The organism is Morganella morganii H1r (assembly GCF_000633515.1).
In the GTDB taxonomy this organism is placed as follows: domain Bacteria; phylum Pseudomonadota; class Gammaproteobacteria; order Enterobacterales; family Enterobacteriaceae; genus Morganella; species Morganella morganii_B.
Window position 1 is genome coordinate 73,523 of the sequence record NZ_AYMP01000005.1, and the last position, 20,730, is coordinate 94,252.

General features: G+C 47.0%; 23 protein-coding genes and 1 pseudogene. 9 read left to right on the top strand and 15 right to left on the bottom strand.

Annotated elements, in window-relative coordinates; genetic code table 11:
- Positions 1 to 2: 2 nt before the first annotated feature.
- From U868_RS0103085 to U868_RS0103105, 5 genes are all read right to left on the bottom strand, one after another.
- Complete coding sequence (locus tag U868_RS0103085; RefSeq protein WP_025152007.1) at positions 3 to 203, bottom strand: tail protein X; 201 nt, start codon at positions 201 to 203, stop codon at positions 3 to 5.
- Positions 203 to 688 carry a head completion/stabilization protein gene (locus tag U868_RS0103090; protein ID WP_025152008.1) on the bottom strand — a complete coding sequence of 162 codons (486 nt, stop codon included), beginning with the start codon at positions 686 to 688 and terminating at the stop codon, positions 203 to 205. The genes U868_RS0103085 and U868_RS0103090 overlap by 1 nt, the downstream gene beginning before the upstream one ends.
- A 96-nt stretch (positions 689 to 784) precedes the next feature.
- Positions 785 to 1,591 carry a phage terminase small subunit gene (gene gpM / locus U868_RS0103095; RefSeq protein WP_029990549.1) on the bottom strand — a complete coding sequence of 269 codons (807 nt, stop codon included), beginning with the start codon at positions 1,589 to 1,591 and terminating at the stop codon, positions 785 to 787.
- Between the two features lie 51 nt (positions 1,592 to 1,642).
- On the bottom strand, positions 1,643 to 2,698 hold the full coding sequence (locus U868_RS0103100; RefSeq protein ID WP_025152010.1) for a phage major capsid protein, P2 family: 1,056 nt from the start codon (positions 2,696 to 2,698) through the stop codon (positions 1,643 to 1,645).
- Between the two features lie 12 nt (positions 2,699 to 2,710).
- On the bottom strand, positions 2,711 to 3,556 hold the full coding sequence (locus U868_RS0103105; protein WP_025152011.1) for a GPO family capsid scaffolding protein: 846 nt from the start codon (positions 3,554 to 3,556) through the stop codon (positions 2,711 to 2,713).
- 146 nt (positions 3,557 to 3,702) lie between these two features.
- On the opposite strand from U868_RS0103105, the gene U868_RS0103110 reads away from it, so the two are divergent.
- Together U868_RS0103110 and U868_RS0103115 are read left to right on the top strand one after the other, a co-directional pair.
- Complete coding sequence (locus U868_RS0103110; RefSeq protein WP_025152012.1) at positions 3,703 to 5,421, top strand: terminase large subunit domain-containing protein; 1,719 nt, start codon at positions 3,703 to 3,705, stop codon at positions 5,419 to 5,421.
- Between the two features lie 2 nt (positions 5,422 to 5,423).
- Positions 5,424 to 6,458: a phage portal protein gene (locus U868_RS0103115; protein ID WP_025152013.1), complete on the top strand. Its 1,035-nt coding sequence runs from the start codon at positions 5,424 to 5,426 to the stop codon at positions 6,456 to 6,458.
- A 367-nt stretch (positions 6,459 to 6,825) separates the two neighbouring features.
- Here U868_RS0103115 and U868_RS0103125 read toward each other — a convergent pair whose 3' ends face one another.
- From U868_RS0103125 to U868_RS25425, 8 genes and pseudogenes are all read right to left on the bottom strand, one after another.
- Positions 6,826 to 7,122, bottom strand: coding sequence for a hypothetical protein (locus U868_RS0103125; RefSeq protein ID WP_025152014.1), 297 nt, complete (start codon positions 7,120 to 7,122; stop codon positions 6,826 to 6,828).
- A 79-nt stretch (positions 7,123 to 7,201) separates the two neighbouring features.
- Positions 7,202 to 7,884, bottom strand: a pseudogene (locus U868_RS23370) (DNA adenine methylase).
- A 184-nt stretch (positions 7,885 to 8,068) separates the two neighbouring features.
- The gene (locus U868_RS23985; protein WP_025152015.1) at positions 8,069 to 10,786 is read right to left on the bottom strand and encodes a replication endonuclease; all 2,718 of its coding nucleotides are present in this window, start codon (positions 10,784 to 10,786) and stop codon (positions 8,069 to 8,071) included.
- On the bottom strand, positions 10,786 to 11,589 hold the full coding sequence (locus tag U868_RS0103145; RefSeq protein ID WP_025152016.1) for a DNA adenine methylase: 804 nt from the start codon (positions 11,587 to 11,589) through the stop codon (positions 10,786 to 10,788). The genes U868_RS23985 and U868_RS0103145 overlap by 1 nt, the downstream gene beginning before the upstream one ends.
- Positions 11,582 to 11,911, bottom strand: coding sequence for a DUF3850 domain-containing protein (locus U868_RS0103150; RefSeq protein WP_029990554.1), 330 nt, complete (start codon positions 11,909 to 11,911; stop codon positions 11,582 to 11,584). The genes U868_RS0103145 and U868_RS0103150 overlap by 8 nt, the downstream gene beginning before the upstream one ends.
- 1 nt (position 11,912) lies before the next feature.
- Entirely contained in the window at positions 11,913 to 12,134 is a 222-nt protein-coding gene (locus U868_RS0103155) for a TraR/DksA family transcriptional regulator (protein WP_025152018.1), read from the bottom strand.
- Positions 12,127 to 12,348, bottom strand: coding sequence for a DUF2732 family protein (locus tag U868_RS0103160; RefSeq protein ID WP_025152019.1), 222 nt, complete (start codon positions 12,346 to 12,348; stop codon positions 12,127 to 12,129). The genes U868_RS0103155 and U868_RS0103160 overlap by 8 nt, the downstream gene beginning before the upstream one ends.
- 69 nt (positions 12,349 to 12,417) lie before the next feature.
- The gene (locus U868_RS25425; RefSeq protein ID WP_162817201.1) at positions 12,418 to 12,825 is read right to left on the bottom strand and encodes a DUF5347 family protein; all 408 of its coding nucleotides are present in this window, start codon (positions 12,823 to 12,825) and stop codon (positions 12,418 to 12,420) included.
- Between the two features lie 128 nt (positions 12,826 to 12,953).
- On the opposite strand from U868_RS25425, the gene U868_RS0103170 reads away from it, so the two are divergent.
- The gene (locus U868_RS0103170) at positions 12,954 to 13,181 is read left to right on the top strand and encodes a hypothetical protein (RefSeq protein WP_025152021.1); all 228 of its coding nucleotides are present in this window, start codon (positions 12,954 to 12,956) and stop codon (positions 13,179 to 13,181) included.
- A gap of 299 nt (positions 13,182 to 13,480) precedes the next feature.
- Here the strand turns inward: U868_RS0103170 and U868_RS0103180 are convergent, their stop codons facing one another.
- On the bottom strand, positions 13,481 to 13,771 hold the full coding sequence (locus tag U868_RS0103180; RefSeq protein WP_025152023.1) for a Cox family DNA-binding protein: 291 nt from the start codon (positions 13,769 to 13,771) through the stop codon (positions 13,481 to 13,483).
- Between the two features lie 114 nt (positions 13,772 to 13,885).
- Here U868_RS0103180 and U868_RS0103185 point away from each other — a divergent pair, with 114 nt between their 5' ends.
- Both U868_RS0103185 and U868_RS0103190 read left to right on the top strand, forming a co-directional pair.
- Positions 13,886 to 14,191: a helix-turn-helix domain-containing protein gene (locus U868_RS0103185; protein WP_025152024.1), complete on the top strand. Its 306-nt coding sequence runs from the start codon at positions 13,886 to 13,888 to the stop codon at positions 14,189 to 14,191.
- A gap of 66 nt (positions 14,192 to 14,257) precedes the next feature.
- The gene (locus tag U868_RS0103190; RefSeq protein ID WP_025152025.1) at positions 14,258 to 15,238 is read left to right on the top strand and encodes a phage integrase; all 981 of its coding nucleotides are present in this window, start codon (positions 14,258 to 14,260) and stop codon (positions 15,236 to 15,238) included.
- A 246-nt stretch (positions 15,239 to 15,484) separates the two neighbouring features.
- Here the strand turns inward: U868_RS0103190 and U868_RS0103195 are convergent, their stop codons facing one another.
- The gene (locus U868_RS0103195; protein ID WP_025152026.1) at positions 15,485 to 15,985 is read right to left on the bottom strand and encodes a Spy/CpxP family protein refolding chaperone; all 501 of its coding nucleotides are present in this window, start codon (positions 15,983 to 15,985) and stop codon (positions 15,485 to 15,487) included.
- A gap of 154 nt (positions 15,986 to 16,139) precedes the next feature.
- On the opposite strand from U868_RS0103195, the gene cpxR reads away from it, so the two are divergent.
- From cpxR to U868_RS0103215, 4 genes are all read left to right on the top strand, one after another.
- Positions 16,140 to 16,844 (top strand): envelope stress response regulator transcription factor CpxR, encoded by a 705-nt coding sequence (gene cpxR, locus U868_RS0103200; protein ID WP_025152027.1) that lies wholly within the window; start codon positions 16,140 to 16,142, stop codon positions 16,842 to 16,844.
- Positions 16,841 to 18,211 (top strand): envelope stress sensor histidine kinase CpxA, encoded by a 1,371-nt coding sequence (cpxA, locus tag U868_RS0103205; protein WP_025152028.1) that lies wholly within the window; start codon positions 16,841 to 16,843, stop codon positions 18,209 to 18,211. Before cpxR ends, cpxA begins: the two co-directional genes overlap by 4 nt.
- A gap of 586 nt (positions 18,212 to 18,797) precedes the next feature.
- Complete coding sequence (locus U868_RS0103210) at positions 18,798 to 19,544, top strand: glycosyltransferase (protein ID WP_025152029.1); 747 nt, start codon at positions 18,798 to 18,800, stop codon at positions 19,542 to 19,544.
- The gene (locus tag U868_RS0103215) at positions 19,541 to 20,074 is read left to right on the top strand and encodes an acyltransferase (RefSeq protein ID WP_025152030.1); all 534 of its coding nucleotides are present in this window, start codon (positions 19,541 to 19,543) and stop codon (positions 20,072 to 20,074) included. Before U868_RS0103210 ends, U868_RS0103215 begins: the two co-directional genes overlap by 4 nt.
- Positions 20,075 to 20,730: the final 656 nt, after the last annotated feature.

Below are 20,730 nucleotides of genomic sequence, written 5' to 3' on the forward strand. Positions count from 1 at the left end.
CCCTAATCCCACAATTGAACGGTATCTTTCTGTTTAGGTTCGGTGATATCCGGCATTTCCACCCACTGCCCCGGATGTAAAACGGTTGCCAGACACAGACCCGGATTCGCATCAAGCACCTGCGTGACGACTCCCTGCGTGCGCCGGTAGTGCCGGTAACAGAGTAAATCCACGGTATCGCCCTGCTGTGCCTGTACTTTCATTACGCCAGCTCCGCCACCATGCGCCGCAGCCCCATCAGATCACGGACGGCGTTCTGTCCGTCACGGCGCAGATCATCAATCTGCGTGCTCAGGGCTTCCGCGTGTTTTTCACCTTCGCGGGTTGTGTCGATATCACGATAATTTTCAATCAGATATGACTTTGTGAAGCTGTAAACCGCCTGGCGGTATAAAAATAAATGCCGGGTTTCGTCGTTGGCCGGTGTTGACGGCACATCACCCAGCGTTTCCGCTGTCTGCACTGCCTGCCATTCTTTCAGAAGGTCGTTGACATACAGGGCGGCACTGGTCGCAGCGTGCTTCAGTCTCGCGGTGGTAACCGTGCCGTTAACCCGCATAGCCCAGCGCAGATCAGACAGTGTGATATCCGGGTAAAACGGGATGGTTGTCACCACAACGCCCTTGTCACTGATATCTGTCGTTTCATCGGTCGGCGCAACGGCCTTGGGTGCGACTAATCCGCTCATGGGATCACCTCGGTAAAAAAAACGGCGGTGGACGATGAGGACGCAGTCATTAACCCCGCCTCATCGTGCCGCCGTGGCACACGGGGGTGCATTCGGTTATGACGCGGCTTTTTTCCGCGCCGTGGTTGGCTTTTTAGTGCTGCCCGGCTTTGGTTTTGTGCCGGTATTTTTCGCCGGGGTATTTTTCGCCGGTTTCTTTTCAGGTTCCGGCGCAGCGTCCTGTTTACTGTCGTCCGCTTTTTTCAGCTCCCGTTGCAGCAGTTCAATATCCCGTTTCACACCGGATTTACTGTGCAGCAGCAGCGCACGCTGTAACAGCTCAAGCGCACGGGCTTTATCTTCCTGCTGCTCACTCAGGCGCAGCGTGTACGCCAGCGCTTTACAGAGTTTTGCCTGTACTTCGTTCGGTACATCATGGTACTCAGTCAGTGTTCTGATGCGTTCCAGTACCGGCAGCGGGATCAGCTGGTCAGCACCGACACCGGCAGAAAACAGGGTCAGCGCTTTATCGCAGATTTCATCAATCACCATCACCGCCGGTGTGCGGTTGTAGCGTTCCGGCAGCGGTAAATTGTGTGCCAGCACATAACCGGCCATATCAAGCGCCCGGTCATAGTTTCCGCAATCAATTTGCCAGACCAGAACGGTCGTAAAAACCTCATCCGCCTGTCCGGTATTGGCCGCAATAACGCCGTCAATCCACGGCTCATACTGATCCAGCACCGTTTTCTTATATTCAATCTTGAACTCAGTGCCCTGAATATCGCTCAGGCGCGACTGATCGTGACGCAGACGGTGCAGGATCTGCTCGTATGCCGTCATGTTTACGGTTGTTTGTTCGCTGCCCCGGCGCTCTGCCATGACTCTTTGCCAGTGTTCCTGGGCAGGTGTTAACTGTTGCATTGCATATCCCCCGATAAACACCGGTGCCCGGCGGCACCGGCTGTGACAATGTTATTCGCCGCTGCTCTCAGCTTCGGCGTAAGTGATACCTTCAATCAGGCAGGCGAGGCCGTAATCTTCCACGGCGTAACCGTCATTACTCTGTGCATAGGTGGCAATACGGTTATATTCCGGCTCATTTTTAATGAAGCGGTTTAACTTGCCTTTCTGCCAGTAAATGGACAGGTTTTTCATGGTGGTGATTAACACCGCACCGTCCGGGAAATACGGCACCTGAACAGACGGAATGCCGCCTACGCTGCTGAGTTTCATCAGCTCGTTACCGGCCATCAGTTCCATATTCGGATTTTGCTGGCTGTGCTGATTGATGATTTTGAAGTTTTTCTGTGTGACCAGCTGACGGCCGACAATCGCCACCAATCCGGCAGCGTTGCGGTGCCACGGATCGATCAGGTTATTTACCGCGTCATACACAACGGCATCAATATTGGCGTAACTGCCTTTTTTGATGATTTTCCCGTCCTCATCGCGCGAAGTCAGCGTGATATTTTTCATCACACGCTGCGGTGCCCGTTCACGCACAAGCTGTAACCAGCCGATATTGACATCCTGAAGTAACGGGTTTTTCTGACGATCTGATTTCGCCGCACACTTAACCCCGTTAAAACCAATCATCAGGCGGTCAAGTCCTTCACGCTGGATAATCTGCTGATTAATCAGGCTCTGAAACTGAGGGTGCCCCGCCCAGGCGTCGAGCTGGGTATACGGGATCATTGTGTCAAAGTTGGTTTGCGCACATTTGAATGTGTTTTCTTCCATCCCGAAAGCCTGTGCAGGCTCGCGGCGGTCTGTGGTTGACGTATTACGGCTGGCAATTGGCTGACTGGAAGCGACCAGAATCGTTGACCCTTCTTGTTCAGTCACACCGAATGAGTTGATTTCTTTCAGGAAAGGGCTGCTTTCCATCACGGCCTTTTCAATCTTCTGCTGCACTGACGGATCAACAGAAAATTGCAGTGATTTACCGTCACGGACGGCATGGTTTAAACGCGCCTGATTGTCCAGGTAGGACAGATACGCTTTATTTGCTTCAGGTGTTAATGACATATCAGTTTTTCCTTAAAATTCAGACTGAACGTAACCGCCGTTACCGGTGGAAAGCTGGCGCTGTTCGTTATCCGCGTCAGTGCCGCCGAGCTGCGTTTTCAGGGCGGATAATTCCTGTTTCAGGGTCGCCACTTCACCTGACAGCGTTTCTTTTTCGGCAGTCAGTTTCTGCATGGCCGTTAACGCCTCTGCACAGGTTTTCGCGGTCAGGCTGATACCTTCCTGTAACGCGGCAATGTCGTGATTACTGTTTTCACGCTGGATCCCGAGCACTTTTTTCAGTCCGGTAAGGAATTCAGCTGCCAGTGATTTCTGCTCTGCCTGCTGCTTTTCTGCTGCGCTCATCTTCACGACAGTTTCCAGTGATGCGGTATAGGTATTTTTCGCATCTTCCGGCAGGCCGCGCTCACGGTTACTCAGGGTGATAACCTGCGTGCCGAATGCCGCCGGGGTATCAGTCAGCGCAACACCGGTCAGATAGGCACCTTTTGCCGCGTCATTCGGGCAATCCGGTAAAAATTCGATACTGGAAAAAATCTTCTGGCCGCTTTCGTTCAGGGCGATTAATGGTGCGTCTTTGACCGGGTCAATAGTGGCGGAGATTTCCAGCGCCAGTTTTCCTTTTAACGGCCCGTCCTGTAACTCAAATGCACTGACGGAATCGACCATAGAAAAATGACGCCATGTACTGTCAGGTAACACGCTGGTGATGTGTTCCAGATTGATACGCGCGGCGTACAGCTTCGTGCTGTAGTTGTCAGCCATCTGCTGAATCTGGTCACGCGAGACAGCAAAGCCGTTTAACGTGCCGCCCTCGGTGCAGACGATGACCTGTAGTTTTTTATTGTCTTCTGGCATGGGTTTTCACTCCGGAGATAACGACAATTCTGTGTGTCTGTATCTTCGCAAGTGCTTGTTTCCGGTTCAAAACCTTTGCCTTGTGACATCGGTGTGACAAGTGAAACCCGTGGAGGTGCACGCGCGCGATGTGGGAAAGTTGACGCATGATAACTGACTCTCAGCGCGATCCGCGGTCGGAAGCGAAAAGCCTGTACTGGCAGGCGTACAGTATTTCACAGATAGCGTCACACCTCAGTGTGAGCGCCAACACGCTTTATTCGTGGCGCAGACGGGATAAGTGGGATGAAACCCATCCTGTACAGCGCGTCAGTGATGAAATTCACGTCCGCATTCTGCGCATTCTCAATAAAAAAGATCTGACCGCACACGATTTTAAAGTGATGGATTTTCTCGGCCGTCAGATGGCGCGGCTGAACAAAGAAAGCGATAAGCAGGAGAAAGAGAAGAAGCCGAAAACACCGAAAAACCACTTTACCGAAGAGCAGATTGAACAACTCCGGCAGCTGGCACTTGAACCGCTGTTTGAACATCAGAAGAAGTGGTTTAAGCAGAAAAACCGCCGTAACCGCATGATTTTAAAATCACGGCAAATAGGCGCAACCTGGTATTTTGCCCGTGAGGCACTGCTGCACGCACTGGAAACCGGCAATAACCAAATATTCCTGTCAGCCAGCCGGGCACAGGCGCATCAGTTTAAAGGCTTCATTATCGCCCTCGCGCGGCTCGTCGGCGTGGAGCTGAAAGGCGGGGATAAAATTATTTTGTCCACCGGAACAACATTCTATTTTCTCGGTACCGCTGCGGCATCCGCGCAGTCTTATACCGGCGATCTCTATTTTGATGAATTTTTTTGGGTGGCTAACTTCGCCGAACTTCGCAAAGTGGCGGCGGCTATGGCCTCACAGGTCGGATTACGCCGGACTTATTTCTCTACCCCGTCATCTGAAGAACATGAGGCTTATCCGTTCTGGACAGGAGACTTTTTCAATGAATCCCGGCCTGAATCCAAAAAAATCAGCATTGATACCACACACAAAATCCTGAAAAACGGTGTGTTGTGCGGGGACAATATCTGGCGGCAGATTGTCACTATCCATGATGCGATTAACAGCGGGTTTGACCTGATATCACTGGCGGATATCGAAAGTGAAAACACCCCTGACGATCTCGAAAACCTCTATAACTGTAAGTTTGTCAAAGCCGGTGAACGGGCATTCGACTATAACGCCCTTATTTACCGTGGTGTTGATGGTTATAACCGTGATGTCTGGCCGGACTGGAAGCCTTACGCCGACAGGCCGCTCGGTAATAAGCCGGTGCGCATCGGTGCCGACCCGACCGGCACCGGCGGCAATGGCGACGGCCTCGGCCTCGCTGTGCTCGCCCCGCCTGCCGTTCCCGGCGGGAAATGGCGTGTTGTCGAGGCGCTGCGCTTCCGTGGCATGGCTTTTGAAAAACAGGCCGAGGAAATCAAAAAACTGACACTGCGCTACAACGTGCAGGGGATCAACATTGATATTACCGGTGGTACCGGCGAGGCCGTGTATGAGCTGGTGAAAAAATTCTACCCGGCAGTACAGGGCATCCGTTATACCCCGCAGGTCAAGCGGATGATGGTGCTTAAAGCGCAGATGCTTATCCGTAACGGGCGCATTGAATATGATGCCGGGGCATCACAGATCCCGTCTTCTTTCATGACTATCAAAAAAGTCATCACACAGGGCGGCATTGTCACCTATGCGTCAGACCGTACACGCGGCGTTGATCACGGGGATATTGCCTGGTCTGTTATGAACGTTTTATACGCTGAACCTATCGGCAGTGAATCCGCAGACAGCGGATCCTGCGTATCGGAATTTTAACCATGAAAAAAAAGAAAACACTTCCCGTCACCAACAAAGCAGAGTTACCCGCTGACAAGCAGTGTGCTGCATTCACTTTTGATAATCCTGTGCCGGTCACCGGTGCTTATGACCTGCTCGACTGCATGGAGTGCGCGAAAAATGATAAATGGTATGAAACACCGCTGGACTTCTACAGCATCGCCCGCGCATTCCGTTCAGCAGTACACCATGAATCACCGCTGCTGTTTAAGCGCAACGTTATCATGAGCTGTTTTATCCCGCATAAATCCCTGTCCTATCAGGAAATGAACGCCTATGTTCTTGATTATCTTGTATTCGGAAATGCATATTTTGAGCGCCGCCGTAACATGCTCGGCGGGCTGCTGCAACTGAAACGATCACCGGCGAAATACACCCGGCGCGGGATTGACCCGGGCACCTATTATTTCGTTCAGACATGGAAAGATGCACATGAATTTAAGCGCGGCGATGTTTTCCATCTGATCAACCCGGATATTAACCAGGAGATTTACGGGCTGCCGGAATATCTGGCCGGGCTGATATCCGCCAAACTCAATAAATCGGCTACCACATTCCGGGTTAACTACTATGAGAACGGCTCACACGCCGGGGTGATTGTTTATCTCAATGATGCACTGGCCGACCCGAACGGCGTTGAGGATCTGAAAGGTGCATTGCAGAAATCACGCCGTGACGGGGCTTTCAAGAACCTGTTTGTTTATTCGGCCAACGGGAAAAAAGACGGTATTCAGATCCTGCCGTTCAGCCAGATTGCGGCCAAAGATGAATTTATGAACGTGAAAGATGCTACCCGTGATGATTTGCTTGCTATGCACCGTGTGCCGCCGCAGCTGATGGGTATCGTGCCGACCGGCGCGGGCAGCTTCGGGGATGTGGAAAAGGCGGCGAAAGTTTTTTCTATCAATGAGCTGATGCCAATCATGCAGAGCCTGAAATCCGTAAATGACTGGGTCGGTGAAGAGGTAGTGCGCTTCAATGAGTACGCCCTGCTTGAAGCCCTCGGCGCAAAATAAATAATCACCCCACATCAGGCGCAGCGTAACCAATCACACGCTGCGCTGACCATCATTGACACCTTGCCTTTGTTTTCACCTGCCACGCTCGCACTCCCTGTAAAACAGGCGCAGAAATGCGCCTTTTTCATGTGCCGGACACACGGAAAAAGAGCGGCACCCTATCCCCCTCAGCGCGCGATTGCTCCCCCGCCTCGCCCGCACACAAAAGGTGTACTTTTTTGTGCAGGTTTTACCACCGGGGCAACGCGCAGCCCGTCAGGGCTTGCGCGGTATTTTACGTGAACCGGAAATTGTGCAGGAGTGTGCGGATTTGTGCGGTGATTTTTGGTAAGAAAAAACCCGCGATTTTGCGGGCTTTGTCTCTTCAGCGTATTGGCTTTACTTTTGACTCATTGATTAATTTGTCTATGTCGTAACGTTCTAAATCTTCACCCCGGAACACGCCGATATAGTAGTGTTTACCGTTCATATGCCGCCATTCATGCACCTCGTAAAAAAATGAATCTTCCCACACCGGCTCTGTTACTGAACAGATTTCACTGACTGTCCGCTGTGGCTTTGGTTTTTCCATTAATTCAATACTATATCTACGTTCCGACATCACCACTTCAGAATGATACTCTCCGCCTATCATGAGATGTTCGTAAAATTCTGTTGCCATTCACGCCCCCTTAGTATTCGCCTAGATTAGCATCATTTATTGGCGATCCCAGATAATAAAAAATTCTCTTTGCCCGGCGTTATGCTTCCGCATCAACTTCATTAAGTGCAACCATAATTGCCAGGCGCTCCGCTGACGGTAGGGCGGCATATTTTGCACGCCAACGCTCAACCTTTCGCTTTATTCTGGTGCGGTCGTTGTAATCTTTCCCGGCGAACGTATGGCAATACGCCTTACCCCCCTGATAGTTCATCCATATTTTTTCTGTCCGCACACCGCCGCGTGTCATAGCCTGAAACTCTTTGCTTCGCCAGTCCGGCAACCGCTCATCATAAAACTGTGACGGATAGCCTGACAAAATGACAGAAACATTATCCGGCAGGCTGACCAGGCAGGACAAAAGCCGCTCATGATCTGCAACCGTATACTCATAGCGATAACGCGCATTACTGGTGCGTGTTTCAGGCAGATACGGCGGATCGGCATAAATCAGAACACGGCCGGCACCGGCAAAGTCGAACATATTCAGATAATCAACCGCATCACGGTTTATCAGACTTACATTGGATAGCTGGTGCGTAAAGCAAAATTTTTCAGCGCTTCTGTATCAATATCAATACCTATATTGCGGCGAGTTGGCGGTTTACGCAGCATTATCGCACCGCCACCAAGGTGAGTTTCAATATAGACATCATGAGGAGGCATTTCAGCAATAATTTTCTGATATACCCCGCTCGCTGCTTTACTTCCAAGATAGCTCATAACACCCTCGCTCTCAGCTGGCACTGTTACTTTTGTCACTACTGCAGCAATATGGCCAGCACTGTCAAAACTGACCGTGTATGCCGGTATCGGGTACCACAAAGTTAAATATGACAGTGCCGGCCAATTGGTACCGCACTGTTATTTACAGCAGCTCACACTGTTACTTCCGGCGGTGCTGCAGCTAACCTCGCTTTAATTTCTCAACCCGCGCCAATATTGACGCCGCTTTCTGTTCCCGCTTCGCTTCTTTTTTCTGTAACTCCGCTGCAACTACCTGCTGCCGCTTTTTGCGGGCGGCAGCAGTCCGTATCACCCTGATCACGCCGTTTTCAAGGTAATAATGTTCATCACGTAAAATCAGTGGTTTTCCTGCCAGTAACTGCCGTGCCAGTGCTTCCGGCGGCGTAGTGATACCCGTCAGATGAAGTAATTCATCCAACTGGTCTGTTAATTTGGTAATTTCTGGTGTCACCGGCGGTGAACCCGGCACACAAACCGGCGGTTTCGGTTCACTCAATGGCTGTTTTCTGCGGCCATTGTCCAGACATCTCCCGTTCAGTGAGATGAAGTAACGTTCTGACCCGATTTCAATACTACCGTCTGCGGCCAGTTTTTCTATCTGCTCCGGCGACAAATCTGCATTTACTGATGAAATACCGTCAGTAATTACGCGCAATACCTTTTTACTCAGCTGTTTTTTCTTACGTTTTTTAATTGGTTGCGAGTTATCGCCACTCTCTGAAACGCTTTCTTTCCCAACCGTAAACACACACTGAGCCGTTGGCACCGTTCTGTTAATTTCTCTCCCGTTTTTGTTTAAAATTTCAGCTAACGGAGAGTTATTGACAGAACTCCTAGGGGCGGCAAAGCCGCCAAGAAAAACCAAAGCCCCCTTGTCTGTGGTATCTGTTCCCTGTTCTTCAGCTTCTGTGCTGCCTGATTTTGTAGGAACAATTTTCCATTTTTTGGATCGGGTGCAGACTGTTGACGCTTCACCCACAATTCTGGAATAGATGCCGTAAATGCGTTCGACTATCTCGCCGTAGGCGTTTGGTTCGTCTTTGTCTTCATATCTGATGCCGATGACATAGTTTTCACGCGGGGTCAGCACGCCGCCCATCAGATCAACAAATGACGCCCAGCAGCCCACATCAGCGGCGGCGAGAATGTTATCCATTGCCTTATCCGCCAACAGGGGTTTTTTAGGGTCGTATTGATTGTTCTGTATCAGGATTGATACAAGCTGATTATTCAGTTTGCGCAGTTCGCGCCATACAGTAACCGGCGGCTGCCCGATGGGCTGATACTGACGGATGCGGTACCGGCTCGCCCATGCAGTCGCAAATTTAGCGGTGTCTTTCAGCGGCTTCCCGGTTTCGTCATCAATTTCACCGTCGAGCGCGTAACCGTCGATATTTTTGGAAATGTATTTAGCGATATAGGCCGTTGCACTGCCTTTGCGTGGATCCATACGCTTAACGTTGAAACGGGCGCGGGCATCCGGCACTAACTCCTCTTTATCCATTTTTGTTGCGTAGGTGTGGATGATGCGGGTGATCTCTTTTCTTTCTTCCGGGCGCATAAACAACAGTAAATGCCAGTGTGGCGTAGAATCGTGATGCGGCTCCGCCACGCGGAACCCGTACACACGCAGCCCCCTGCGGCCGAGTTTTGAACCGATATTCGCCCACAATTTGGATAAATAACGCTGCGCTTCCGGCGGTCGAGTATGATCCCACTTATCATTCATACGGCCTTTATGATTGGTGGCGTGATACCGTGACGGACAGGTGATCGTATAAAATACGCCAACATCCCCGCGTTCCTGTGCCACAAATTCAACACCCTGCATTCTGGTCATCAGCTCATAGCGGCGGTTTGTCGGGTTACTGACGCTGCCGAGTACCATCGCCTGAAGTGAGGCGCGTTTGCCGTCTTCATCTTCCAGCTCATGATTGCGGAAAAATTCACTGTTGCGCTGCCGCTGCTCAGTAAATTCTTTCATCCCGTCCTGACTGATATACGGATGTGCCTTTCTGTGAACCTGATTACTCGCACGGAATAAATCTTCGCGCCAGTCGCAGCGCAGCCGCCATAACTGACGCTCCCACCAGTCCGCACTGACCATTCTTGCTATTTCACTGAATGCAGGATCAACCGCCGGCAGTTTGTCACGTCCGTACCGGTCTTTTTTCGGCTTCAGCGCCTGCCATCCCGGCACGTTCACACGAAGAGAAAACACCTCAGCCGCAAGCATCCGGTACACGTCAATGACATCTTTTTCTGATACGTTATCCATTCCGCCGAGGCGTTCTGTCTCAGCATCAAGCATCTCAGCGACACGGGCGGCGATTTCATTCGCGAGGGTTTTAATGCGCGGTTTATCCATGCCCGGCAGATGCGGATACAGATTCTGATAGTAAGCTGACAGAAGTTTATAAGGCCGGACTGTGTGATGTTTTCGTGTTTCTGTCAGACGCAATAAGGCTTGCTTAACGGTTTTCGTTAAGAAAGCATCACTGTGTTTTTGTGCGCGGCTGCGTTTCAGCCAGGAGAGCCGCCGTTCATACCATGCACGGATAAAGTAAGGCTCTTTCTGTAATCTGGCTTCTATCGTTTCCGGGCTTTTAACCCACCCGTTACACTCTTCTTTCCATTCTTTTTTTGCCTGCTCAACCACATTTTTAATGTGATCTTCCAGTGCCTCTGACCGGATATGCTGCGATACATACGCCTGCATTTCTGCCGGATCTGACAACTGGCGTTCTTTATAGATACGGGCCAGATAGTCGTTGGTATTTTTGTTATACGTGAAAATCGGCATCGGTTCCCCGGTGCCGATATATTCCCACTTGTCGCCGTTGACATAGGCGTAATCGATGGGTGTTAGCTGCTCCATCAGCAGCCACCCAGCACAGCAATAATTTCAGGTGCTTTCTTCCGGTTGCCGTTGCCAGCAATGGTACGCGGCGCTTGTATTTCGTGGATGGTGAAGCCTAAATCCGCATAAAGCTCTTTTGCATCCAGCGAGTTTGACACTGTGACCGGGTTGCCCTGAATATCATTCAAATCTTTCAGGGCAAAGGCCAGCGCCTCATTATCGCTATCCGTGAATCCGTTAGCGTGATATTGAGTGAAATTTTTTCCCATGTACGGGGGATCGCAATACACACCGTCACCAAAATCGACCAGTGATAATGTGTCCTGCCATGGCAGACAGGTTATCTCCGAATTACCGGCTTTTTCTGCGAAAGCGACTATTTCTTTTTCAGGGAAATAAGGTTTTTTATAGTGACCGAACGGAACGTTAAAACCTGTTTTCTGACTGTACCGGCAGAGTCCGTTATAGCAATAACGATTTAAGTAAAGGAATAAACCGGCTCTGTCTACATGCCTCAGCTCTGCTGTATTGAATATGTCGCGAGCCTTATAATAATGAACTGATTCATCATCTTTATCGTCAAAGAACCCTTTTATCTCATTAATAAACAGATAAACCGGAACCGAGGTTATTTCTTTATATAAATTAATTAAATCCTTATTAACATCTGCAATTAAATACTGCTCATAATCAGTATTCATCATAACAGCACAGGAACCGGCGAACGGTTCAACAAGGCGTTTTGTTTTTGGCAGGTGCGGGCGCAGCTGTTCCATGATGCCGACTTTTGAACCCGCCCATTTGAGGATTGTTTTATTCATGGTGAGATAACTCCGCCCCGGTAATATAAAATGAAAACATCACAAAAGTAGGCATTCCCGGATAAGTGAATTCTCCGTATACATCATTAACAACAACTACAGATGTAATAAAACAGGTAATGACATTTCCGGTTACCCCGCACTCATGCGCTGCCGGGAGGTTGGTATTCTCATGACAACTACAGCGTTTTATTTCGATAAGCTTAACCAAATCGCCAACATTAAATCTTCGGTCTACATCACGCCGGAATTCCGCTGTTTTCAAACCAAGTCTGACTTCGTTGAAATATTCACTCCATATTTTCAGTTCATGAATTGCCATTTCACACGCTCCGGTAATGTTTGTTTTTTAGTTCATCAATTGCCTGACAATCAATGCACATGGTGCAACCGATCACAGCGCGGCGGCGTGGCTCAGGGATTGACTTACCGCACCCCTCACATTCAAACACCGATACTCCGGCAACAGTAATGCGGGCAGCGGCGATCTGACTTTCAAGCACAAGTGCGGCGTGATCATTGGCGCGGTCGATTGCGTCAGACATGGTTCAGCTCTCCCGCTTCGTTTTCGATACGGTCAGCTTCACCATTGAGCAGGTTATAGATTTCTGGTGGCGTCATTTTTTGACTTAACGCTTTATGGGAAATGGTTCGCAAACGACCGGCAAACCCGTCAAACAAGGTTTTGCGTTCGTCTTCGCGGTTGGCTTTGATGTTTTCAGCTACAGGGGTGAATATTGGATCCGGAAATGATTTCATTTTAAAGCCTCATTATTCAGGTAATAAAAAGCCCTGACCGATTAAGGTCATTATTTATCTTTTAGTTATTTACTTAATTGCTAAGTCTGTCGGAAATATTGATGTTACCGCCTTTATCTGGTTAATTGCCTCAATAAACCTCATTTGTTCATCATGTGTTAATTTTTCAAAATTAAAACTATGCTTTTCTTTTTCTATTTCCGCTAAAAAGAAAATCATACTCAAAACCCGGTTGTTATTTCTGACTTTATTATTACTCTGTAATCGCAATTCCTTCATAAAGTCATTCATACCCGTATTCAGCGGTTTTTCCTGACAATCTAATAACCGTGCCCGCATTCTCGCGGAGGTATTCAGTCCGTCTATTTTTTCATCCAACGACAACGAAGCACCTCTGTTCCATGCAGGGGCGCAGTGTATTTCCGGTTTCCTTTTTCTGTTGCTTTCCGGTTGTTGCGTATCTGTTGATGTATTCATATTTCCCCCAACGATTAACAGGCCGATTTTTTAGCCATGATCGGGAACATGGGGTGTGGTATATTTGCCATGTCTGCTGTTTCTTGACCGGAACCAGACATGACGACCACCCAAAAAAGGAAAAATTGATGTCAAAAAAAGAAATCCCAATCTTTGTTCCTGCCGGAATTGACTACACTGTTCACAATCATCTGGCCTGTATTAAATTCAACTATCACCTGAAGCCGCCACATGAATTACCTAAAGATGGTGAATTATTTACCGGTCTGACAGTAGAACAAGCCGTTGACCTTGCTGCATTTCTCCAACATTATATTGTTTCCGTACAATCATCCGGCAGTGACAATCAACACTAACGGCACATAAAAATCCTGACTCAAAATAAGGAAGACGAATAATCCCGTTATCAATTATTCTCTTTCTTATTTTTGTTTTTATGGTCATTTTCTGTCTCCGTATAACCTATCTATAAAACCTGTCGCCTGTGCCAGCGCATCAACTTTTCCGAATGAATTGAAGCCGTCAGCCCCATCACTCAGCATTACGTGATACTGCGTTATTTTTCTGGTCACGTTGCGCGGTAACACATAGATATTAAAGCCGCGATATATATAGCAATGCGACTTATACCAGACTAACGGAAAGCGGGGCGCTCTCATAAACCAACCCACAACAGCCAAGCATCACGCAGTTCCTTTGGTCTGTTCTGGAATGCGTCCCGCATTGCGCGGTTAAATTCCGGAATGTAAATCCAGTTCTCACCGCGTGTTTTCACATCACCTTTTGAGTCCGGGTTAGTCCATCTGACCAACGGAAGCTTATTGTTATCAACCATCGCTTTTACTGCCGCAGGCGTTTTCCCGATTAGCTCCGCAAATTTTGGCGGGGTTACAGCATCCACCGGATAACTAACCTGCATATAACCGTCTGTGTTCTGCTCGCTCATATGTCATAATCCTTTTGGTCAAGTGCTTCCAGTTGCTTGTGTTTGCTTCTGTCGGCGTTTGGCTTAAATAACTAGATTACATGTAATCCATTTAACACGGAGTTTAGATCACATATGACCCAAAAAGCAAGTGTGGGGGATAAAATTTTGATAATCAGAAAATCAGAAGGTTTATCTCGTAGAGAGCTATCGGAGATGACGGGCATATCTGCCAATAACCTCAAAAATTATGAGCTACTCGGTCGACAAATACCGGCAGAAACCCTAACTATATTATTAGGGCACCCGCGATTTGAAAAATACACACTCTGGCTGATGACAGGGAAAACCAATGAAGCAATGGGGCAAGTCAGCCCGACTCTCTCCCCTGATGGTGCAGAGAAAGAGCCGTCACACCAATCAGAGCGGAAAATTGGCTAAATCTACATTATGAATTTATTGACTGGATAGACAGTCAATCGCTGTGCAACATCGGAGGGTTTTCTTATGCCTATTAAGAAACTCGATGATGGTCGATATTTAGTGGATGTTAGGCCTCTTGGGCGGCAGGGAACCCGCATCAGGAAGAAATTTAATAAAAAATCAGAGGCAATAGCTTTTGAAAGATACACGATGGCTAACGTGTCCAGCATGTCAGCTACGGGTGTAAAAAAAGACAGACGAACACTGACTGAGCTTTTAAATTTATGGTGGCTCTATCATGGTTCAGCGAGCGATAACGGCGAAACAGAACACCGGCAGCTGAAGAAAACAATTTCAGCATTAGGTGATCCGGCAATAAACCGGCTCAATAAGCACGTTTTGCTTGAACACCGCACCCAGCGACTCAGAGATCAGGTTAGTGCATCAACTATCAATCGTGATATGTACCGGCTTTCCGGAATGCTTACAGCTTTAACCAAACTGGAAATATTTCATGGTAACAACCCGATAAAAGGATTACCGCCATTGAAAGAAAAACAGCCGGAAATGACGTTTTTATCACAGGATGAAATCAGTCGTTTGCTTGATGTTCTGTCAGGTGATGAAAAGCGGATCGCCCTGCTATGCATCAGTACCGGCGCACGGTGGAGCGAAGCGGCAACACTGAAAAGTGAGCAGGTAATCGGTGGGCGGGTGACGTTTTTAAAAACTAAAAACGGTAAGCAGCGAACAATCCCGATATCAAATGAACTTGAGAAAGCGATCAAGACAAAAGAATCCGGATTACTGTTCCGTGTTGATTACCAGACATTCCGCGTAAAACTGCGAAATGTAAAACCGGATTTACCAGACGGTCAGGCTACGCACGTTCTGCGGCACACCTTCGCCAGTCATTTTATGATGAACGGCGGAAACATTGTTGCACTACAGCAAATTCTCGGACATGCCAGCATAAACCAAACAATGGCATATGCTCACCTTGCACCTGATTATTTGCAGTTCGCGATCTCGCTTAATCCGCTGAAAGGTGGTGTGACAATTTAGCAGTTACAGGCGGTTAAAGTGTCCACACTGTGTCCACGCTCAGTGAATTTTGTGTAACTTATAGCCGCCTATAAAAATATTTATTTGTTTGATTTGAAAGGGATTTCAAATATAACCAGATAAAAAAAAGCCCCTCAAGAGGGGCTGTAAAAGACAGGGATGGTGTCTATGGCAAGGAAAAACTTCTTGGGTGCTACTTAACGACTCTACTGACTTCACTACTCTGACAAATTACTACTGACAAATTCATTCCGGCATATTCTGCGCGGAGGAGGCGGATGAGGTATGGATACTCTCCTCCGGCTCAAAATTGGTATCAAGCTGCATTTTCTGCTCCGGGTTGAGTAACTGATACATCTGATGATGAACCCGTATCATCTCAACCTGGTAATCCAGCCGCTTGCGCATCTCCTTTTCCAGCTGATTACGCACCGCCGTTTCATCAAACTTTTCGGCCTTAACCAGCTCGTACAGCGCAATATCATCTTCTGCAAGGTTACGGACATTCCGTAACTGGTCGCGGTAATTGTGCATCAGATCCCGCAACTGCATCCGTTGTTGTTCCGTTAACCGGATACCGGTCAACATAGAGGTATAACCATCTCCCCCTGATGTCGTTATACCTTTATACTGACTGTGATTCTGCACCGGGGTAACACAGCCATCACTTTCTGAATCCTGCGCCAGTCCGGGCGCACTTTGCATCACAAACATTGACGCTAAAGTGATTGTTGCTATCTTACCCATAGTAACTCCTTAAACTTCTGAGTCTGCGTCACCTGACCCGTTGAAATTAACTATACGCACCCGGCTGCAAACATGCGTCAGAGCATGTAAAAGAACGTAAAGTCATGGAATAGAAACGTTTGTTGTCGTATTTTGCACGTGGAGGACGTGAATAATGAATAAAATACTGCTTGTTGATGATGACCGCGAATTAACCTCGCTGTTAAAAGAATTACTCGATATGGAAGGGTTCAACGTTGTCATTGCACATGACGGCGAGCAGGCACTGACCCTCCTTGACGATTCCATAGACTTGTTATTGCTCGACATCATGATGCCGCGCAAAAACGGGATTGAAACCCTGAAAGAACTGCGCCAGAACTACCAGACGCCGGTGATTATGCTGACCGCACGCGGCAGTGACCTTGACCGTGTACTGGGGCTCGAACTGGGTGCGGATGACTATCTGCCGAAGCCGTTTAACGATCGCGAGCTGGTGGCGCGTATACGTGCGATTCTGCGCCGCTCCAACTGGAGTGAGCAACAGCAGCAAAACGACAGCAGCAGTAACTCTTCCGTGGTGATGGTGGATAAACTCCAGCTCAACCCGGGCCGTCAGGAAGCCAGCTTCGGCGACGAAGTGCTGGATCTGACCGGAACCGAATTCACCCTGCTTTACCTGCTGGCACAGCATCTCGGCCAGGTGGTCAGCCGTGAACACTTAAGTCAGGAAGTGCTGGGCAAACGTCTGACGCCGTTTGACCGTGCCATTGATATGCACATTTCCAACCTGCGCCGCAAATTACCGGAGCGCACAGACGGCCTGCCGTGGTTTAAAACCTTACGCGGCCGTGGTTACCTGATGGTATCGGCAACATGATAAGCAGCCTGACGGCGCGGATTTTCGCCATCTTCTGGTTTACCCTGGCACTGGTGCTGTTACTGGTGCTGATGGTGCCGAAGCTCGACTCCCGGCAGCTGATGCCGCTCCAGGAGGCCGAGTACCGGCAGGGTATGATGCTGCAGCAACATATTGAATCTGATCTCGCACAGGATCCGGCGAATGACCTGCTCTGGTGGCGGCGGCTGACCCGCGCCCTGGTAAAATGGACACCGCCGGACAAGCGCCTGATTATTGTCACCAGCGAAGGCCGGATCATCGGGCCTATCCGCAATGATTCCCAGGTTATCCGTAACTTTATGGGCCAGTCAGATAACACTGACAACCCGAAAAAGAAACGGTATGGCCGCATTGAGCTGCTCGGACCGTTTGAAGTCCGCGACGGCGAAGACCGCTATCAGCTTTATCTGATCCGCCCGGCGAACACCGCACAGTCTGACTTTATCAACTTTCTGATCGACCGCCCGTTCCTGTTACTGGCCGCCACCATGCTGATCAGCACCCCGCTGCTGCTCTGGCTGGCGTGGAGCCTGGCAAAACCGGCACGAAAACTGAAAAATGCGGCGGATGATGTTGCCAAGGGTAATTTGCGCCAGCATCCGGAACTGGAAGCCGGTCCGCAGGAATTCCTTGCGGCGGGCAACAGCTTTAACCAGATGATCAGCGCCCTTGAACGCATGGTGAACGCACAGCAGCGGCTGATATCCGATATCTCCCACGAACTGCGCACCCCGCTCACCCGGCTTCAGCTGGCCACGGCACTGCTGCGCCGCCGCCACGGTGAGAGTAAAGAGCTGGAACGCATCGAAACCGAAACCCACCGCCTCGACGGCATGATCAATGACCTGCTGGTGCTTTCCCGCAGTCAGCACAAAAATGAGCTGCTGCGCCAGAACATCAAAGCCAATGAGCTGTGGGATGACATTCTCGACAATGCGAAATTTGAGGCGGAACAGCGCCATAAAACGCTGGAAATCACCTCTTCGCCGGGCCCGTGGACAATTTACTGCAATCCGTCCGCACTCGGCAGTGCATTTGAGAATATTGTCCGTAACGCGCTGCGTTACTCAAACCAGCACATTCAGGTCGCCTTCAGTGCCGACACCAAAGGCATCACCATTGTGGTGGATGATGACGGCCCGGGTGTCAGCCCGGAAGATCGTGAACATATCTTCCGGCCGTTCTACCGCACTGACGAAGCTCGTGACCGCGAATCCGGCGGTACCGGCCTCGGGCTTGCGATTGTCAGCACTGCCATCAGCCAGCACAACGGCAAAGTCACCGCCAACGACAGCCCGCTCGGCGGACTGAGGCTGGAAATCTGGCTGCCGCTGCACCCGCGCTGAAACTCTCTGTCGTTACCGGGAAATCATCCCCGGTAACTATTCTTTCTTAAGCAGGAATCACCATTGCTATCAATATGATGTAATAAAACATTTCTGCTGTGATTGCGCATGTGCCGATTAGAAAAAGTAATAATCCAAAGCTCTGGCTTAAAGTAACACTTTTTCTGCTACTATCTCAAAAAAGACAGAATTTAAAAAAAATATTCGTCAATTAAACCGCATAAAGTTCGTTTAATGAAAGACTCACGAGTGTTATCATGCTTGACCTGTCCGGGTAATCGGACTAGCCTTTGGCAGCAAATATAAATGGCGCTGATTGATTTGGTATAAATCATTTACCAATTTATTGAAAAGTCAGCCCTCTGTAATACACCACAATTCTTACTGACGAAATTTATCAATATAATCAGTAGGATAAACTCGAAATAGCGCACTCTGGGAGCGGGTAACCCAGTGCGGTAGCTATGGTTGTATACAAAATTAAAGCTATTGAGTATTACACCAAGTATACTCTATGATAAATACTAAGTTTATATTATGCTAGTTTAAAAACTCATTACTTATAACTATATATGGTATATATTTTATGGAAACTAATAAAAAAAAACTAATTACAATAATAACGATATCATATAACTCAGAAAAATATATTGAAAGAGCAATAAATAGCGTAATAAATAATAAAAAAAAAGATCTGATTGAGTATATTGTTATTGATGGAAAATCTACAGATAAAACTAAAGAAATAGTGCAATCCCATATAGATAAAATTGATGTATTTATATCAGAAAATGATTTTGGAATCGCTCATGCCTTCAATAAAGGTATATTACGTGCAACAGGAAAATATATTTGTTTCCTCAACTCAGATGATTACTTCGAAAACTCAGCTTTAGATCATATTATCAATTCAATATTAGAAGATGACATACTTCCTGACATATATTACGGAAACACAATAGCATTTTCAGAAGAAAAATCATGGAAAAAGAAAAAATATACCGGAAAACCTTGGGTTTCTCTTCCTTTTACATTTGGTGCATCTTTCTATAAATTTGACCTTTTTGAAAAATATGGCATATTTGATATAAATAAAAAAATTGCAATGGATGTTGATTTTATTCTACGATTCTGGAGTTTCTCCACAAAAAAAGACCTTGACATAAACATACTAAACCAAAGTGTTGGAGGCATTTCAGATAGGCACCGTGTTCAAGGTTATATCGAATATTTTAATTCATCCAGAAAGCAATATGGTCTTACAAAATCCATATTAGGCTTAGGAAGGAAAATGGCTGCGCTATTATATCATAAAATGAGAAACTTAAAATGATAAAAGATATAAGCTATTATCTTATTAATTATATTATAAATAGAATACCATCAAGAAAGGTAAGGATGTATATATATTCTATTATAACAAAAGGTAGAATTAATAAAAAAGCATCTATCTCAGTACGAGTACAATTTTTAAATATAATGAATGTATATATTTCAGATAATGTAAATATCAACCGAGATTGTATTATTGATGGTCGCGGTGGTAAAATAATCATGGAGAATAATGTTGATATTGCCCCTCAAGTTAATATTTGGACATTACAACATGATGTAGATACTAAAAATCATGATATAATTCACTCAGATGTTATTATTCATAGTGGTGCTTGGATTTGTAATAGAGCTATTATTCTTCCTGGTAGTATTATTAATAAAGATGCAGTTATTGGTGCTGGAGTATCATTTAAGGGAATCGCACAGGAAGGTGAAATAATTGTTCAAAATAAGTATAGAGTTTTAGACAAGAAAAAACGCACGCTTGATAGTAAGTTTAAATTAAGCAGAATAAGAAGATTTAGATGAGATCGATATTATATTCATCCCCACTAATTTATATTTTGTTTTTCTTAACCCCTGCCATAAGTCGTTTTGGTATCAGTATCATATGGTATACTGGGTTGGCTACCATTATTTCTGCAGGCTATATCATTATTAAATATTCAATCACAAAACTGGATATATTATTTGTAATATTTCTAGCTTGCTGCCTATTAGCATTACCAATAAATTATATCTTTAGTGACTATATAGATAGTATCTCATTCTTAAAATCTTTTATAAATTTGACATCTATCTTAGTTATATCGAGTGCATTATCTCTGTACTATAAAAATCTAAACTATAAATTGATAACAACAAGTATAGATTATAGTATCTATATCTTATCTATATATTCTATTCTAAAGTATATCTTATTATGCTCAGGCTTAATTAGCCCAGAGCCTCTGGATTTTTATAGGCAATATGATAAATTCCCATTTATTATTCGTGGTTTTTTTAATGAACCATCGCATTATGCTATAGCAATAGTTTTATTAATCACTATAAAGATCTTTTTATTACAACAAACCATAAACAAAAAAAACCATATGCTATATATGATTGTCACAATAACAATTATATTAACCTATTCAATAACAGCATATATATTATTCCTTGTGGTAATAGCACTATATCTA

What these genes read in the sequence shown, in the direction of transcription:
- U868_RS0103085 (WP_025152007.1), bottom strand. Translation starts at nt 203, where the DNA reads ATGAAAGTACAGGCACAGCAGGGCGATACCGTGGATTTACTCTGTTAC.
- U868_RS0103090 (WP_025152008.1), bottom strand. Translation starts at nt 688, where the DNA reads ATGAGCGGATTAGTCGCACCCAAGGCCGTTGCGCCGACCGATGAAACG.
- gpM (WP_029990549.1), bottom strand. Translation starts at nt 1,591, where the DNA reads ATGCAACAGTTAACACCTGCCCAGGAACACTGGCAAAGAGTCATGGCA.
- U868_RS0103100 (WP_025152010.1), bottom strand. Translation starts at nt 2,698, where the DNA reads ATGTCATTAACACCTGAAGCAAATAAAGCGTATCTGTCCTACCTGGAC.
- U868_RS0103105 (WP_025152011.1), bottom strand. Translation starts at nt 3,556, where the DNA reads ATGCCAGAAGACAATAAAAAACTACAGGTCATCGTCTGCACCGAGGGC.
- U868_RS0103110 (WP_025152012.1), top strand. Translation starts at nt 3,703, where the DNA reads ATGATAACTGACTCTCAGCGCGATCCGCGGTCGGAAGCGAAAAGCCTG.
- U868_RS0103115 (WP_025152013.1), top strand. Translation starts at nt 5,424, where the DNA reads ATGAAAAAAAAGAAAACACTTCCCGTCACCAACAAAGCAGAGTTACCC.
- U868_RS0103125 (WP_025152014.1), bottom strand. Translation starts at nt 7,122, where the DNA reads ATGGCAACAGAATTTTACGAACATCTCATGATAGGCGGAGAGTATCAT.
- U868_RS23985 (WP_025152015.1), bottom strand. Translation starts at nt 10,786, where the DNA reads ATGGAGCAGCTAACACCCATCGATTACGCCTATGTCAACGGCGACAAG.
- U868_RS0103145 (WP_025152016.1), bottom strand. Translation starts at nt 11,589, where the DNA reads ATGAATAAAACAATCCTCAAATGGGCGGGTTCAAAAGTCGGCATCATG.
- U868_RS0103150 (WP_029990554.1), bottom strand. Translation starts at nt 11,911, where the DNA reads ATGGCAATTCATGAACTGAAAATATGGAGTGAATATTTCAACGAAGTC.
- U868_RS0103155 (WP_025152018.1), bottom strand. Translation starts at nt 12,134, where the DNA reads ATGTCTGACGCAATCGACCGCGCCAATGATCACGCCGCACTTGTGCTT.
- U868_RS0103160 (WP_025152019.1), bottom strand. Translation starts at nt 12,348, where the DNA reads ATGAAATCATTTCCGGATCCAATATTCACCCCTGTAGCTGAAAACATC.
- U868_RS25425 (WP_162817201.1), bottom strand. Translation starts at nt 12,825, where the DNA reads ATGAATACATCAACAGATACGCAACAACCGGAAAGCAACAGAAAAAGG.
- U868_RS0103170 (WP_025152021.1), top strand. Translation starts at nt 12,954, where the DNA reads ATGTCAAAAAAAGAAATCCCAATCTTTGTTCCTGCCGGAATTGACTAC.
- U868_RS0103180 (WP_025152023.1), bottom strand. Translation starts at nt 13,771, where the DNA reads ATGAGCGAGCAGAACACAGACGGTTATATGCAGGTTAGTTATCCGGTG.
- U868_RS0103185 (WP_025152024.1), top strand. Translation starts at nt 13,886, where the DNA reads ATGACCCAAAAAGCAAGTGTGGGGGATAAAATTTTGATAATCAGAAAA.
- U868_RS0103190 (WP_025152025.1), top strand. Translation starts at nt 14,258, where the DNA reads ATGCCTATTAAGAAACTCGATGATGGTCGATATTTAGTGGATGTTAGG.
- U868_RS0103195 (WP_025152026.1), bottom strand. Translation starts at nt 15,985, where the DNA reads ATGGGTAAGATAGCAACAATCACTTTAGCGTCAATGTTTGTGATGCAA.
- cpxR (WP_025152027.1), top strand. Translation starts at nt 16,140, where the DNA reads ATGAATAAAATACTGCTTGTTGATGATGACCGCGAATTAACCTCGCTG.
- cpxA (WP_025152028.1), top strand. Translation starts at nt 16,841, where the DNA reads ATGATAAGCAGCCTGACGGCGCGGATTTTCGCCATCTTCTGGTTTACC.
- U868_RS0103210 (WP_025152029.1), top strand. Translation starts at nt 18,798, where the DNA reads ATGGAAACTAATAAAAAAAAACTAATTACAATAATAACGATATCATAT.
- U868_RS0103215 (WP_025152030.1), top strand. Translation starts at nt 19,541, where the DNA reads ATGATAAAAGATATAAGCTATTATCTTATTAATTATATTATAAATAGA.